At 72.8% G+C, this 15663-nt stretch carries 8 protein-coding genes; 5 read left to right on the top strand and 3 right to left on the bottom strand.

Translation table 11 applies throughout. From position 1 onward, the window contains the following. Positions 1-198: 198 nt before the first annotated feature. Both glgP and ACWEV0_RS18115 read right to left on the bottom strand, forming a co-directional pair. On the bottom strand, positions 199-2745 hold the full coding sequence (gene glgP, locus ACWEV0_RS18120; protein ID WP_453150281.1) for an alpha-glucan family phosphorylase: 2547 nt from the start codon (positions 2743-2745) through the stop codon (positions 199-201). Between the two features lie 137 nt (positions 2746-2882). After that, the gene (locus ACWEV0_RS18115) at positions 2883-3854 is read right to left on the bottom strand and encodes an AraC family transcriptional regulator (RefSeq protein ID WP_453150280.1); all 972 of its coding nucleotides are present in this window, start codon (positions 3852-3854) and stop codon (positions 2883-2885) included. Positions 3855-3974: 120 nt separating this feature from the next. Between ACWEV0_RS18115 and ACWEV0_RS18110 the strand changes: the two genes are divergently transcribed. The 5 genes from ACWEV0_RS18110 to glgB all read left to right on the top strand — a co-directional run bounded on the left by ACWEV0_RS18110 (position 3975) and on the right by glgB (position 13133). Next, positions 3975-4952, top strand: a complete 978-nt coding sequence (locus ACWEV0_RS18110) for an SDR family oxidoreductase (RefSeq protein WP_453150279.1) — start codon at positions 3975-3977, stop codon at positions 4950-4952. Between the two features lie 341 nt (positions 4953-5293). Next, complete coding sequence (locus tag ACWEV0_RS18105) at positions 5294-7288, top strand: alpha-1,4-glucan--maltose-1-phosphate maltosyltransferase (RefSeq protein ID WP_453150278.1); 1995 nt, start codon at positions 5294-5296, stop codon at positions 7286-7288. Beyond that, positions 7285-8997, top strand: coding sequence for a maltose alpha-D-glucosyltransferase (gene treS, locus ACWEV0_RS18100; RefSeq protein WP_453150277.1), 1713 nt, complete (start codon positions 7285-7287; stop codon positions 8995-8997). Before ACWEV0_RS18105 ends, treS begins: the two co-directional genes overlap by 4 nt. Before the next feature lie 241 nt (positions 8998-9238). Further along, entirely contained in the window at positions 9239-10588 is a 1350-nt protein-coding gene (locus ACWEV0_RS18095) for a maltokinase N-terminal cap-like domain-containing protein (protein ID WP_453150276.1), read from the top strand. Between the two features lie 289 nt (positions 10589-10877). Next, positions 10878-13133, top strand: coding sequence for a 1,4-alpha-glucan branching enzyme (gene glgB, locus ACWEV0_RS18090; protein ID WP_453150275.1), 2256 nt, complete (start codon positions 10878-10880; stop codon positions 13131-13133). A 151-nt stretch (positions 13134-13284) separates the two neighbouring features. On the opposite strand, the gene ACWEV0_RS18085 is transcribed toward glgB, so the two are convergent. Next, entirely contained in the window at positions 13285-15531 is a 2247-nt protein-coding gene (locus ACWEV0_RS18085; protein ID WP_453150274.1) for a HelD family protein, read from the bottom strand. Positions 15532-15663 lie beyond the last annotated feature (132 nt).

Genomic DNA, 15663 nt, shown 5'->3' with positions numbered 1-15663 from the left:
CAGTCCGGGAACCCGGCGAACGGGTAGGCTACCCGCAGTATGCGGTTACGGGGGTACTGACCGGCGCCCCCCGGGGTGGAGACACCCCGGGGGCCGCCGGCCGTTTCGCGCGCGCCCGCGCCTCCGGCATGACCGGTCGCCTTCTCCGACGCCGCCGTCCCGTCCGACGCGTGCCACAGGGCGCGGGGCGGGTGCCCCTCAGCGCAGCAGCACCCCCGCCCCCGCCCCCGTCGTCTCCGTGGGCAGCGCCACCAGGCCCAGCTCGGCCGGATGGGCGAGGAGGCGGTGCGCGGGGAGGACGCGGACCGTGCACCCGAAGGGGCCCGTGCGGTCGAGGGAGAGGGCGCCCGCGTACGGGAGGCGGCCCTCCAGGTCGGGGCCGGGCGAGGGTTTCAGGATGCTCGTACGCGGGTCGAGGAGGCGGTCGTCGGCGTCGACGCGGCCGGTGACGGCCTGGACCTCGACGTCGTCGGGGGTCAGCTCGCCGAGGGCGACGCGGACCCGGACGGCGGGGGTCGCGCCGAGCTCCGCGTCGGCGAGGTCGTCGCCGACCTCCACGTGGTCGACGGAGACCTTGGGCCAGGCCGCGCGGACCCGGGCCTTCCAGGCGGCGAGTTCGCGGGCGGCGGCGGGGCCGAGGGCGCGGTGGGCGGCGGCCGCGGGGGCGTACAGCCGCTCCACGTACTCCTGGACCATCCGGTCGGCGAGCACCTTGGGGCCGAGGTCGGCGAGGGTGCGCCGGACCATGGCGGTCCAGCCGGCCGGGACGCCGTCCGCGCCTCGGTCGTAGAAGCGGGGTGCGACCCGGCGTTCGATCAGCTCGTAGAGCGCGGCGGCCTCCAGGTCGTCCCGGCGCTCCTCGTCGAGCGCGGCGGCCCCGTCGGCGGTGGGGATGGCCCAGCCGAAGTCCGGCTCGTACCACTCGTCCCACCAGCCGTCCAGGACGGACAGGTTGAGACAGCCGTTGAGCGCGGCCTTCATGCCGCTGGTGCCGCACGCCTCCAGGGGCCGCAGCGGGTTGTTGAGCCACACGTCGCAGCCGGGGTAGAGGCCGCGGGCCATCTCCATGCCGTAGTCGGGCAGGAAGACGATCCGGTGCCGCACCCGCGGGTCGTCGGCGAACCGCACCAGCTCCTGCACGAGCTGCTTGCCGCCGTCGTCCGCGGGGTGCGCCTTGCCCGCGACGACCAGCTGCACCGGCCGCTCGGGATGCAGCAGCAGCGCCCGCAGCCGGTCCCTGTCGCGCAGCATGAGGGTGAGCCGCTTGTACGAGGGGACCCGGCGGGCGAAGCCGATGGTGAGGACGTCGGGGTCGAGGACGGAGTCGGTCCAGCCGAGTTCGGCGCCCGCTGCGCCGCGCTGCCGCCAGGAGGCCCGCAGCCGCCGCCGTACGTCCGTGACGAGCCGTTCGCGCAGGGTCCGGCGCAGCTTCCACAGCTCCCGGTCGCTCGCGTCGGCGCCGAGCAGGGCGACCTCGGGGGCGGTCCAGGTGGGGGCGTGGACGCCGTTGGTGACGGAGGTCAGCGGGGTCTCTTCGGGGTCGAAGCCGGGCCACAGGCCGGCGAACATGGCGCGGCTCACGCCCCCGTGGAGGGTGGAGACGCCGTTGGCGCGCTGGGCGAGCCGCAGCCCCATGGCCGCCATGTTGAAGAGGCCGGGCTCGCCGCCGAGCGGGGTCTCGTCGCCGAGGGCGAGGATCCGCCCGGTGTCGACGCCGGGCAGCGCGCCGTCCTCGCCGAGGTGGCGGGCGACGAGGGCCCGGTCGAAGCGGTCGATGCCGGCGGGTACGGGGGTGTGGGTGGTGAACACGGTGCCGGCCCGGACGACCTCCAGGGCCGCGTCGAAGTCGAGCCCCTCGCGGCCGAGTTCGCGGATCCGCTCCAGACCGAGGAAACCGGCGTGACCCTCGTTGGTGTGGAAGACCTCGGGCGCGGGCGTACCGGTGAGCCGGCAGTACGTACGGACAGCGCGCACGCCGCCGATGCCGAGCAGCATCTCCTGGAGCAGCCGGTGCTCGCTGCCGCCGCCGTACAACCGGTCGGTGACCTCGCGTTCGCCGGGCGCGTTCTCCTCGACGTCCGAGTCGAGCATGAGCAGCGGCACCCGGCCGACCTGCGCCAGCCACAGATGGGCGTGCAGACTGCGCCCGCCGGGCAGCGCGAGGGTGACCCGGGCGGGGCTGCCGTCGGCCTCTCGGAGCAGCGTGACGGGCAGCTCGCCGGGATCGAGGACGGGATAGTGCTCCTGCTGCCAGCCGTCGCGCGAGAGCGACTGCCGGAAGTAGCCGTGCCGGTAGAGCAGTCCGACACCGACGAGCGGGACGCCGAGGTCGCTGGCGGCCTTCAGATGGTCCCCGGCGAGGATGCCGAGCCCGCCGGAGTACTGCGGCAGCGCGGCGGCGACGCCGAACTCGGGCGAGAAGTACGCGATCGAAGCGGGCAGCCCGGCCGCCTCGGACTGCCGCTGGTACCAACGGGGTTCGGTCAGATAACGGTCGAGATCCTCGGCCGCGGCCCGCAGCCGCTCCAGGAATCCGGAATCGGCGGCGAGCGCGTCGAGCCGCCCGGCATCGAGGCGCCCGAGCACCCGCACGGGGTCGGTGCCGTCATAGGCGCTGTCGACGGTCTCGAAGAGTTCACGGGTGGGCTCGTGCCAGGACCAGCGCAGGTTGCGCGCCAGTTCGGCGAGGGGTCGAAGGGTGTCGGGGAGGACGGGACGCACGGTGAATCGACGGATTGCCTTCACGTGTTCCACCTTCGCAGGCCGTGACGGAGCGGAGCGGAAGCACCACGCTGTGCGTCCGCGGGTTCCGCCCCGGGAGCCTAGGCGCGACCGGCGCGTCGGACCAGGGCGCGAACCGGGGGCGCGCAGGGGGAGCGTGTTCAGGCCGCGCTCGCGACCCCCGCCCGGTACTCACCCGGCGTCATGCCGAACCATTTGCGGAAGGCGAGGTGGAAGCCGACCGCGCTCTGGTAGCCGACGCGGGCGGGGACGGCGGACTGGGGGAGGGTGGTGTCGGTGAGGAGGCGGGCGGCCTCCTGCATGCGGCGGGCGGTGAGGTGGCGGGCCGGGGGCTCGTCGACGAGGTCGCGGAAGGCGGCGGTGAAGGCGGAGCGGGACATGCCGACCTCGCGGGCGAGCGCGTCGATCGTCCAGGGCTCGGCGAACCGGGTCGCGATCACGACGAGGGCGCGGCTGATGCCGGGGTGGCGCAGGACGGGCAGCGCGGCGGGGTTGGCGGCGAGTTGGCGCAGGAGCGGTCGGAGGGCGAGGACGAGGGCCATCTCGAAGGCGCGCAGGGTGATGAGGCGGTCGCCTGGTCCGTCGGGCCGGTCGGTGGCGGCGAGCAGGCGCAGGGTGTCGCGGAGCAGCGGCTCGCGGTCGACCTGGGCGCGGTCGAGGACGAGGGCGGCGGGCAGGGAGCGGTAGAGGCCGGTGGCGGCGCTCGCGTCGTAGTGGAGTCCGGCGCACAGCAGCCGGCTGCGGACGCCGCTGCCGTCGATGCGGATCTCGCCGGAGGTGCCGGGCCGGCGCCCGGGCAGCACGGCCTTGAGGGGGACGCCCCGGCGGTCGGGGCAGTCGGCGAGGCGGTGGGCGGCGCCGGTCGGGAAGAGGACGAGGTCGCCGGCGCTCAGGTGGAACGGGGGCCGGCCGGCGCCGGTGATCCAGCAGCCGCCCTCGACGACGTAGTGCAGGACGGCGCACTCCTCTTCGGCGTCGCCCTCGATGGCCCAGGGGGCGCTGACGTGCCAGCGGCTGTCGAAGACGCCGGTGAGCCGGAGCGGTTTGAGCAGTTCGCTCAGGAGGTCGTGGTTCTCGGTGCTCTTGGCGCTCTCGGTGTTCTCGGATTCCATGGACGATCCTTCAATTTCCGCCCCATTTTGTTAATTGAACGGACCAGGCCGCCGTCCGAGCCTGGAAGGAGGCGGGAACGGCAGCGGTTCCCCCAGCCTATCGAAGGGCCTCCTCCGCTCATGCGCAGTCAGAATCCGAAGCGGCAGTCGATGCCGGTGGCCGTGGTCGGCGCGACCGGCTTCCAGGGCGGCGCCGTGGCCCGGCTGCTCGCCGAGCGGGGGCACCGGGTCCGCTCGCTGACCCGCCGCCCGGACGGGGACCGTCCGGCGCTGCCGGGCGCCGAGTTCACGGCGGGCGGGCTCGGCGACCCGGCGGCCGTGCGGCGGCTCTTCGAGGGCGTGGCGCAGGCGTTCGTGACGATGCCGCTGGTGTACGACGCGGAGCTGGTGCGCCGGTACGCGGAGAACCTCGCGCGGGCGGCGCGCGAGGCGGGCGTGGCGCGCCTGGTGTTCAACGCCAACACGCGGCTGCCGCAGGCCCCGACGTCGGTGCCGGCCTTCGAGACGCGGCGCGTCGCCGAGGACGTGTTCCGGAGCAGCGGGGTGCCGCTGGTGGTGCTGCGGCCGCCGGTGTACCTGGACAACCTGTTCTCGCCGTGGAACGGGCCGGAGCTGGTGAACGACGGCGTGCTCGCCTATCCGCTGCCGGAGGCCCTGCCGGCGGCGTGGCTGTCGCACCGGGAGCTGGCGGAGGCGGCGTACGCGGCGCTCACCCGGGACGGGCTGACGGGCCGGACCTTCGACATCGGCGGGGCGGCGGCGCTGACCGGCGCCGAACTGGCGGCGGCCTTCGGGCGCGGGCTCGGGCGGGCGGTGCGCTATGTGCCGCTGCGGCCGGAGGCGTTCGAGCGGGGCCTCGCCCGGCTGGCCGGGCCGGAGACTGCGGCCGGTGTGGCAGGGGTCTACCAGCATCTGGCGGCGGGCGGCGATCCGCTGCTGTTCGCGGGCGACGACGGGGAGTCGGCGGAGGCGCTGGGGGTGGCGCCGGCGGCCGTGGAGGAGTGGGTGGCCCGGCAGCCCTGGCACGTGTGGTCGGGCGACCCGGAGAAGGACCCGGAAGAGGGCCCGGAAGAGGGCGCCGCGGAGAAGTCCGTCTGACCTCCGCCGCCCCGGAAATCGAAGACCTCCCGGAGCCGGAGCCACGGACCGGAACCGGGGGGAACCGGCCCCGTCCCACAAGGACGGGGCCGGTTTCTTGTCCGGGACGAGTTCTTGCCGGTGCGGCTACGCCCTAGTAGTTAACAAAGCGCCGGATTGCCCACCCGAATTCGGGGGGAAGGTTCCTCCTCGTACCCCGCTGGACCGTCGTCAGACCCGCCATCCGAGTGAACGCGCACAGGAGCGGCGATGCTCGCAACCAACCGGCCTTCGACGGAGCTAGAAAGAGCGCACACCACCCGCACCCCCGCGAACCGTCAGGTGATGCCGTGAATCCGCTCATGGGACGTATTCCCGTCTTGGACGTCCGCCCGCTGGTCGACTGTGGCCGCCGCCCCGCGAAGGCGGTGGTGGGCGAGACCTTCGAGGTCACGGCCACCGTCTTCCGGGAGGGGCACGACGCGGTCGCCGCCAATGTCGTGCTGGTCGGCCCGTCGGGCCGGCCGGGCCCCTGGACCCCGATGCGGGAGTTGGCCGAAGGGACCGACCGCTGGGGCGCCGAGGTCACCCCCGACGCCGAGGGCCTGTGGACGTACACGGTCGAGGCGTGGAGCGATCCGCTGGCCACCTGGCGGCACACCGCGAGGATCAAGATCCCGGCCGGGATCGACTCCGAACTGGTCCTCGCCGAGGGCGCGGAGCTCCACGAGCGCGCCGCGAAGGGCGTGCCGAAGAAGGGCGGCGGCCGGGAGGCGGTCCTCGCCGTCGCGGACGCGCTGCGCGACGAGTCCCGGCCGGCCGCGGTGCGGCTCGCCGCAGCGCTCGCGCCCCGGGTCCTGGAGGCCCTGGAGCGCCATCCGCTGCGCGAACTGCTCTCCGCCTCCGCCGCGTTGCCGCTGCGGGTGGAGCGGGAGCGGGCGCTCTTCGGTTCCTGGTACGAGTTCTTCCCGCGCTCCGAGGGCGTGCGGAAGGTCCGCGGCCGGACGAAGCCGGGCACCTTCCGTACGGCGGCACAGCGCCTTCCGGCCATCGCGGCGATGGGCTTCGACGTGGTGTACCTGCCGCCCATCCACCCGATCGGGGTGACCCATCGCAAGGGCCCGAACAACTCCCTGTCGGCGAGCCCGCAGGACGTGGGCGTGCCGTGGGCGATCGGCTCGCCGGAGGGCGGGCACGACGCGGTCCACCCGGACCTGGGCACGATCGAGGACTTCGACGCGTTCGTGGCGCGGGCCCGCGAGCTGCGTCTGGAGATCGCGCTGGACTTCGCGTTGCAGTGTTCGCCGGACCATCCGTGGGTGGAGAAGCACCCGGAGTGGTTCCGCAAGCGCCCGGACGGCTCGATCGCGTACGCCGAGAACCCGCCGAAGAAGTACCAGGACATCTATCCCATCGACTTCGACGGTGCCGCCGACAACATGGACGGGATCGTGGCGGAGACGGTCCGGATCCTGCGCCACTGGATGGACCACGGGGTGCGCATCTTCCGCGTGGACAACCCGCACACCAAGCCGGTGGTGTTCTGGGAGCGGGTGATCGGCGCGATCAACGCCACCGACCCGGATGTGATCTTCCTGGCGGAGGCGTTCACCCGGCCCGCGATGATGCGCACGCTCGGCGCGATCGGCTTCCAGCAGTCGTACACGTACTTCACCTGGCGCAACACCAAGGAGGAGATCACGGAGTATCTGACGGAACTGTCCGGGGAGGCCGCCGCGCTCATGCGGCCGAACCTCTTCGTGAACACGCCGGACATCCTGCACGCCTATCTCCAGCACGGCGGCCGGCCGGCCTTCGAGGTGCGGGCGGTGCTGGCCGCGACCCTCTCCCCCACCTGGGGCATGTACGCGGGCTACGAGCTGTGCGAGAACACCCCGCTGCGCGAGGGCTGCGAGGAGTACCTGGACTCGGAGAAGTACCAACTCCGGCCGCGCGACTGGGAGTCGGCGGAGCGCTCGGGCGCCTCGCTGGCCCCGCTGGTCACCACCCTGAACCGGGTCCGGCGCCGCCATCCGGCACTGCGCCGGCTGCGCAACCTGACCTTCCACGTCACCGACAACGACGCCGTCATCGCGTACAGCAAGCGCACCGGCTCCGACACCGTCCTCGTGGTCGCCAACCTCGACCCCCACCACACCCAGGAGGCCACGGTCTCGTTGAACATGCCGGAACTCGGCCTCGCGTGGCACGAGACCGTGCCGGTGCGCGACGAGCTCACCGGCGAGACCTATCACTGGGGCAGGGCCGCTTACGTGCGACTGGAGCCGGGTGTCGCGCCCGCGCACGTACTCGCCCTGCGACCGTCCCCGCAGACCGGAGGGTCACCCGCATCATGACTGTCAACGAACCCGTCCCCGACACCTTCGAGGACACCCCCGCCAAGGACCGCGATCCCGAATGGTTCAAGCGGGCGGTCTTCTACGAGGTCCTGGTCCGTTCCTTCCAGGACAGCAACGGCGACGGTGTGGGCGATCTGAAGGGCATCACCTCCCGCCTGGACTACCTCCAGTGGCTGGGCGTGGACTGCCTCTGGCTGCCGCCGTTCTTCAAGTCCCCGCTGCGGGACGGCGGCTACGACGTGGCCGACTACACCTCCGTGCTGCCGGAGTTCGGCGACCTGGCCGACTTCGTGGAGTTCGTGGACGCGGCGCACGCGCGCGGGATGCGCGTGATCATCGACTTCGTCATGAACCACACGAGCGACGCCCACCCGTGGTTCCAGGAGTCCCGCAGCGACCCGGACGGGCCGTACGGGGACTACTACGTCTGGGCCGACGACGACAAGCAGTTCGCGGACGCCCGGATCATCTTCGTCGACACCGAGACCTCCAACTGGACCTTCGACCCGGTCCGCAAGCAGTACTACTGGCACCGCTTCTTCTCGCACCAGCCGGACCTCAACTACGAGAACCCGAAGGTGCAGGAGGAGATCATGTCCTCGCTGCGCTTCTGGCTGGACCTGGGCATCGACGGCTTCCGGCTGGACGCGGTGCCGTACCTCTACCAGGAGGAGGGCACCAACTGCGAGAACCTGCCCGCGACCCACGCCTTCCTCAAGCGGGTGCGGCAGGAGATCGACGACCACTACCCGGACACGGTGCTGCTCGCCGAGGCGAACCAGTGGCCGGAGGACGTCGTCGACTACTTCGGCGACTTCCGCTCGGGCGGCGACGAGTGCCACATGGCCTTCCACTTCCCCGTCATGCCGCGGATCTTCATGGCGGTGCGGCGGGAGTCGCGCCACCCGGTCTCCGAGATCCTGGCGAAGACCCCGGAGATCCCGGCGGGCTGCCAGTGGGGCATCTTCCTGCGCAACCACGACGAGCTGACCCTGGAGATGGTCACCGACGAGGAGCGCGACTACATGTACGCCGAGTACGCCAAGGACCCGCGGATGCGGGCCAACATCGGCATCCGGCGGCGGCTCGCCCCGCTCCTCGACAACGACCGCAAGCAGATGGAGCTGTTCACCGCGCTGCTCTTCTCGCTGCCGGGCTCGCCGGTGCTCTACTACGGCGACGAGATCGGCATGGGCGACAACATCTGGCTGGGCGACCGGGACGGGGTGCGCACCCCGATGCAGTGGACGCCGGACCGCAACGCGGGCTTCTCGTCCTGCGATCCGGGGCGGCTCTACCTGCCGACGATCATGGATCCGGTGCACGGCTACCAGGTGACCAACGTGGAGGCGGGGATGGCGTCGCCGTCGTCGCTGCTGCACTGGACGAAGCGGATGATCGAGATCCGCAAGCAGAACCGTGCCTTCGGGCTCGGCTCGTACACCGAACTGCCGTCCTCGAACTCGGCGGTGCTGGCCTTCCTGAGGGAGTCCGCCCCCGAAGAGGGACAAGAGGCCGACCTGGTGCTCTGCGTGAACAACTTCTCCCGGTTCGCGCAGCCGACCGAGCTGGACCTGCGCCGCTTCGCCGGGTCACGGCCGGTGGAGCTGATCGGCGGGGTGGAGTTCCCGGCGATCGGCGAGCTGCCGTACCTGCTGACGCTGGCCGGGCACGGCTTCTACTGGTTCCGCCTGAAGCGGTCCTGACGTAACGTCAATTCAGTCCCGACACGTGGGGCGGTTTCCTCCGCCCCACACCGGGAACTGTGTCCCACACACGATTCAGGTCAGTTCAGGTCCATACGGGCCTTCTTGCCGGGCCCATACGGATCTTCCCCTTCCGACACGTCCCGCACAGCCGGACAGCCCAAGCCGCCATCCGGGACACTCTGCGCATTTGAACGCATACGAACGCCTTGTGCGCGCCCCGGGGAAAGGACGCGATGCCATGCCGGAGACCGCATCCACCACCGAGGCCCAGGACGCCCTCCTTCCGTCACTCGCGCCGCTGCTGCACACCTGGCTGCCCCGGCAGCGCTGGTTCGCGGGCAAGGGCCGTCGGGTCACCGGATTCACGCTGGACGCGGCCACCGAGCTGCTGCCGCTCGACGGCAACGGGCCCGGGCTCCTCCATCTCCTCGTCCGGGTCGAACAACCGGCCCGCCCGGCCGGAACGCCCGCCGACTGCTACCAGTTGCTCCTCGGTGTCCGCCCCCAGCTGCCGCCCCGGCTCGCCCCCGCCCTGATCGGGCGGATCCGGCAGGGCCCGCTGGCCGGCCGGGCCGTCTACGAAGGGCTGCGCGACCCGCGGCTCGCCGGACTGCTCTACGACCGGCTGCGCACCCCGGGCCGGATCGGCCCGCTGCGTTTCCACGCCACCGCACCGCTGCCGCCGGCGCTCTCGCCGCGCATGCTGGACGCCGAGCAGTCCAACTCCTCGCTGATCTTCGGCGATTCGTTCATCCTGAAGATCTTCCGGCGGGTCTCGCCGGGCGCCAACCCGGACCTGGAGCTGCCGCTGGCGCTCGCCGGGGCCGGCTGCGCGCGGGTCCCGGCACCGGTCGCCTGGTTCGAGACCGGCGCGGCCACGCTCGGCGTCCTCCAGCCGTATCTGCGCGGCTCGCGGGACGGCTGGCGGCTCGCCCTCGACGCGCTCGCCGACGGCCGGGAGTTCACGACGGAGGCGCGCGCCCTCGGCCGGGCCACGGCGGAGGTCCACCTCGCGCTCGCCACCGCCCTTCCGACCGAGCGCCTCCCGCGCGACCGCGCCGCGCACCTCGCCGCCTCGATGGACGCCCGCCTGCACGCCGCCGCCCAGGCGGTGCCCGCGCTCCTGCCGTACGTGCCGGGGCTCCGCGCCGTCTTCGCCGCGGCCGGCGACTCGCTCGGCGCGGGGCGCCTCCAGCGCATCCACGGCGACCTGCACCTCGGCCAGACCCTGCGCGGCTCGGACGGCGCCTGGGCCGTCATCGACTTCGAGGGCGAGCCCGCCAAGCCGCTCGACGAACGCCGCAGCGCCCAGCCCCCGGTCCGCGACATCGCCGGCATGCTCCGCTCGTTCGACTACGCGGCCCGCACCCACCGCCCCTGGAACGCCGCCTGGGCGGCCCGCTGCCGCGCCGCCTACTGCGCGGGCTACGCGGAGGCGTCGGGCACGGACCCGCGCGAACAGCCCGCGCTGCTGCGGGCGTACGAGACGGACAAGGCGGTCTACGAGGTCGTCTACGAGGCCCGCCACCGCCCGGACTGGCTCCCGGTACCGATGGCGGCGATCGAACGTCTGGCGGGGGGAGCGTGAGGATCCTGCACGGCGTCGTGGGGCAATCGTTCCGCTCCGCCGTTCCGTTGTGGGCAGTCGTTCCGCGGGGCGGAACGGGTGGGCACACGGGATGGCGCCCCGGCGGGCGCGTTCCGCCCCTGTACGTACCCGCGCCACGACCACGCCGCCCATTCGGCCCAGTGCCGCCCCGAACGGCCGGGGCCACCGCCTGCGGCGACGCGGACGGTGCCCGTTCGGCCGAGTTTCCGAACGGACGCCCCCGCGTTCCGTACCCGTATCCCCCTCGCACCCCCAGGAGGCACCCCCGGTGACCGCCCGTCCCGCAGGAAAGCCCGCAGGAAAGAAGGCCGGCACGACGCCCCGTACGGCGCCCCCGCTCGACCCCGGTGACCGGGGCCGGCTGATCGCCGGGGAGCATCACGATCCGCACGGGCTGCTCGGGGCGCACCCGGTGCAGGGCGGGGTGGTGCTCCGGGTGCTGCGCCCGTGGGCGAAGGAGGTGGCGGCGGTCCTGCCGAAGGGGCGCCGGGTCGAGCTGCGGTCGGAGGGCGACGGGCTGTTCTCGGCGCTGCTGCCCCGGCTCCGCAAGGTGCCGGAGTACGAGCTCCGGGTCCGTTACGAGGACGCCGCCCCCGAACTCGAGCTCGACGACCCGTACCGCTTCCTGCCCGCGCTCGGCGAGCTCGACCTGCACCTCATCTCGGAGGGCCGCCACGAGGAGCTGTGGACGGCGCTCGGCGCCCGCGTGATGACCCACCAGGGCGTCACGGGCACCCGGTTCACGGTGTGGGCGCCCAACGCGCGCGGTGTGCGCGTCACCGGCGACTGGACGTACTGGGACGGCAGCGCGCTGCCGATGCGTTCGCTCGGGTCGTCCGGCGTGTGGGAGCTGTTCGTGCCGGGCGTCGGCGAGGGCGCGGTCTACAAGTTCGACATCGCCCGCCCGGACGGCTCGCACACGCTGCGTGCCGACCCGATGGCCCGCCGCACCGAGTGCCCGCCGAACACCGCGTCCGTCGTCACCGCCGACCACCACGTGTGGCAGGACGCCGAGTGGATGGCGCGGCGCGGCGCGCGCCCGGCCCACGAGGCGCCGATCTCGGTGTACGAGCTGCACCTGCCGTCCTGGCGGCCGGGCCTGACGTACCGCCAGCTCGCCGAGCAGCTCCCGGACTACGTCCGTGATCTCGGCTTCACGCACGTGGAGTTCATGGCGGTCGCCGAGCACCCCTTCCACGGTTCCTGGGGCTACCAGGTCACCGGCTTCTACGCGCCGACCGCCCGCATGGGCACCCCGGACGACTTCCGTCACCTCGTCGACGCGCTGCACCAGGCCGGCATCGGCGTGCTGATGGACTGGGTGCCGGCGCACTTCCCGCGCGACGACTGGGCCCTCGCCGAGTTCGACGGGCGGCCGCTGTACGAGCACGAGGACCCGCGCCGCTCGGCGCACCCGGACTGGGGGACCCTGGAGTTCGACTACGGCCGCAAGGAGGTGCGGAACTTCCTGGTGGCCAACGCGGTGTACTGGTGCGAGCAGTTCCACCTCGACGGCCTGCGCGTCGACGCGGTCGCCTCGATGCTCTACCTGGACTACTCGCGCGAGAACGGCGAGTGGCTGCCGAACGAGTTCGGCGGCCGGGAGAACCTGGACGCGGTGGCGTTCCTGCAGGAGATGAACGCCACGGTCTACCGGCGCTGCCCGGGCGTGGTCACCTTCGCCGAGGAGTCGACCGCCTGGGACGGCGTGACCCGGCCGACCGACCAGGTGGGGCCGGGCGGCTTCGGCGGGCTCGGCTTCGGCATGAAGTGGAACATGGGCTGGATGCACGACTCCCTCGGCTACGTCGAGAAGGACCCGGTGCACCGCAAGTACCACCACCACGAGATGACCTTCTCGATGGTGTACGCGTACAGCGAGAACTACATCCTGCCGATCTCGCACGACGAGGTCGTGCACGGCAAGCGGGCGCTGGTGTCGAAGATGCCGGGCGACTGGTGGCAGCGGCGCGCCAACCACCGCGCGTACCTGGGCTTCATGTGGGCGCACCCGGGCAAGCAGCTGCTCTTCATGGGGCAGGAGTTCGCGCAGGGCGCGGAGTGGTCGGCGGAGCACGGTCCCGAGTGGTGGCTGATGGACGAGACCTACCACTCGGCCGGCGACCACCGGGGCGTACGGGACCTGGTGCGCGACCTGAACACGGTGTACGCGGCGACGCCGGCGCTCTGGGAGCGGGACACCTCGCCGGAGGGCTTCCAGTGGATCGCGGGCGACGCGGCCGAGGACAACGTCTTCGCGTTCCTGCGCTTCGACGCGTTCGGCTCGCCGCTGCTCGCCGTCTGCAACTTCTCGCCGGTGGTGCGGCACGACTACCGGCTCGGCGTGCCGGACGACTTCGCCGCCTGGTCGGAGGTGCTGAACACGGACGCGGCCCGGTACGGGGGCGGTGACGTGGTCGCCACCGACCCGGTGAAGACCGAGTCGGTGCCGTGGCACGGGCGGGCGGCGAGCGTCCGGATGACGCTGCCGCCGCTGGCGACGGTCTGGCTCAGGCCCGCCTGACCGGAGGGCCTGCGTGATCGGGCCGCGTGCTGATCGGACCGCGCGCACGGTCGGACCGGGTGCCTGATCGGGCCGGGTGCCTGATCGGGCCGCGCACCCGGCCGGACGGCGTGCCTGGTCGACCACGCGGCCGGTCGCACCGCGTGCCTGATCAGGCGGCCTGCCGGACCACGCCCAGGCGCTGGGTGGCCCGGGTCAGCGCCACGTACAGGTCGTTGATGCCGTGCGTGGCGCCGGCCCGGATGCCGTCCGGGTCGACGACGAGGACGGTGTCGAACTCGAGGCCCTTGGCCTGCCGCGGGTCGAGCAGCACGACCCGGCGGGTCAGGTCGGGCTTCGGGCCGTGGGCGGCGTCGGGGAGGGCGGCGAGCAGCTCGGGGTGCAGGGCCTCGGGGGCGATGACGGCGAGCCGGCCCTCCTGCCGTGCCCTCAGCTCGGCCGCGACCGCGTCGGCGGTCTCCTTCACCGGGTCCTCGACCGTGCGGTCCCAGGGCTCGACGCCCGTGGAGCGGACCGAGCGCGGCGGCTCGAAGCCGGGGTCGGCCGCCCGGCGCACGTCGGCGGCGACGGCCATGATCTCGGCCGGGGTGCGGTAGTTGACGCCGAGCCGGACGAGCTCCCAGCGGTCCGCCACGTACGGGTCGAGGATGTCCTGCCAGGCGCCGACGCCGGCCGGGTCGCCGGTCTGCGCCGGGTCGCCGACCAGGGTCATGGAGCGGGTGGGGCTGCGGCGCATGAGGAGGCGCCACATCATCGCGGACAGCTCCTGCGCCTCGTCGACGATGATGTGGCCGAAGGCCCAGGTGCGGTCGGCGGCGGCGCGTTCGGCGGCGCTGCGGTGGTCGGCCTCCTCGTGGCGCTCGGCGAAGCGCTCGGCGTCGATGATGTCGTGCGCGGAGAGCACCTCGGAGGCGTCCTTGTCGACCTCCTCCTTGTCCTCGAACTCGTAGGTCCGGGAGGCGAAGGAGACGTCGAGGACGCCCTGCGCGTAGGCGATCTGCTTCTGCCGCTCGGCCTCCTCGGCGGCCCGGGCCGCGGAGTCGTCGTGGCCGAGGAGTTCGGCGGCCTCGTCGAGGAGGGGCACGTCGCCGGGGGTCCACGGACCGCCGTCCCGGCGGATCGCTTCGAGGTCGGCCTCGTCGTCGAGGTGGGTGGGCTCGGCGAGGTAGTCGGCGAGGAACTCCTGCGGGGTGAGCGCCGGCCACAGGGTGTCGAGGGCCGTGTGCACGTCGGGGTTGGCGGCGACGCCCTTGGCGAGCAGGGCGCGGTCGTCGGGGCCGAGGAAGTTGGGGCCGCCGTAGGGGTCGGCGCCGATGCGGTCGGCGAGCTGTTCGGCGAGCGCGTCGAGGACGTGGAAGACGAAGTAGGGGCGGGCCAGGTTGTGCGGGAGGAAGGTCTCGCGGGCCTTGTGCCGGGCTTCGAGGGCCATGTCCCAGTCGATGATCAGGTCGCCGTCCTCGTGGGCCACGATCAGCGGTTCGCCGCGCTCGGGGACCTGCTGCCGGTCCCGTACGGCCGCGGCGAGCGCCTCGGCCATCCGTGCCGAGCCCTTGACGGCGGCGGCGCGCGGGGTGTCCGTACCGGTGGCATGCACGCCGGGGAACAGCTCGCCGGGCGTGGCGAGCAGGACGCCGGTCTCGCCGAGGGAGGGCAGGACGTTGCCGATGTAGCCGAGGAAGGCGGGGTTGGGGCCGACGATCAGCACGGCGCGCTTGGCGAGCTGCTCGCGGTGCGCGTAGAGCAGGTACGCGGCCCGGTGCAGGGCCACGGCGGTCTTGCCGGTGCCGGGGCCGCCCTCGACGACGAGCACACCGCGGTGCGGGGAGCGGATGATGGCGTCCTGCTCGGCCTGGATGGTCTGCACGATGTCGTGCATCCGGCCGGTGCGGGCCGCGTCGAGCGCGGCGAGCAGCACCTCGTCGGCGTCGCGGTTCTCGTGCCCGGTGCGGGTGGCGTCGGCGAGGTCGAGCACCTCGTCGTGGAGCTGGACGACCTCGCGGCCCTGGGTGGTGATGTGCCGGCGCCGGGTCAGGCCCATCGGCTCGTAGCCGGTCGCGAGGTAGAAGGGGCGGGCGATCTCGGCGCGCCAGTCGACGACCAGCGGGGTGCGCTGGGCGTCGTCCTCGCGGACGCCGATGCGGCCGATGTGGTGGTCCCGCCCGTCCTTGAACACGAGGCGTCCGAAGCACAGCCCGCTCTCCCCGGCGTTGAGGGCGGAGAGCAGCCCGGACTGCTCGGCGACGAGCACGTCGCGTTCCAGGCGGGCCTGCGCGTTGCCCACGCCGGGGGTGCCGAGGGCGTGCGCGACGCCGGCTTCGGCCTGGTCCCTCAGGTCGTCGAGTCGCGCGTAGAGCTCGGTGATGAATCGCTGCTCTTTCCGAAATTCCTCGGTTGACAATTCGACTCCCGGCGGGTTACAGTGCTTTTAGTGAACTTCTCCGCGTCTTTCGGCTGCCATCTTTCGATTGCCAGACACGGAATCCATGAATATACGCGATGCACGACCCCGGCTGTCAATTCTAGTCCGGGG

This window comes from Streptomyces sp. NPDC003943, from assembly GCF_053605265.1.
This window is presented reverse-complemented; position numbering and strand designations above follow the sequence as displayed.

Bases quoted from the DNA above. Each gene is read 5' to 3' on its own strand.
- treS (WP_453150277.1), top strand. From the start codon at position 7,285: ATGACTGTCAACGAACCCGTCCCCGACACCTTCGAGGACACCCCCGCC.
- ACWEV0_RS18105 (WP_453150278.1), top strand. From the start codon at position 5,294: ATGGGACGTATTCCCGTCTTGGACGTCCGCCCGCTGGTCGACTGTGGC.
- ACWEV0_RS18110 (WP_453150279.1), top strand. From the start codon at position 3,975: ATGCGCAGTCAGAATCCGAAGCGGCAGTCGATGCCGGTGGCCGTGGTC.
- ACWEV0_RS18115 (WP_453150280.1), bottom strand. From the start codon at position 3,854: ATGGAATCCGAGAACACCGAGAGCGCCAAGAGCACCGAGAACCACGAC.
- ACWEV0_RS18095 (WP_453150276.1), top strand. From the start codon at position 9,239: ATGCCGGAGACCGCATCCACCACCGAGGCCCAGGACGCCCTCCTTCCG.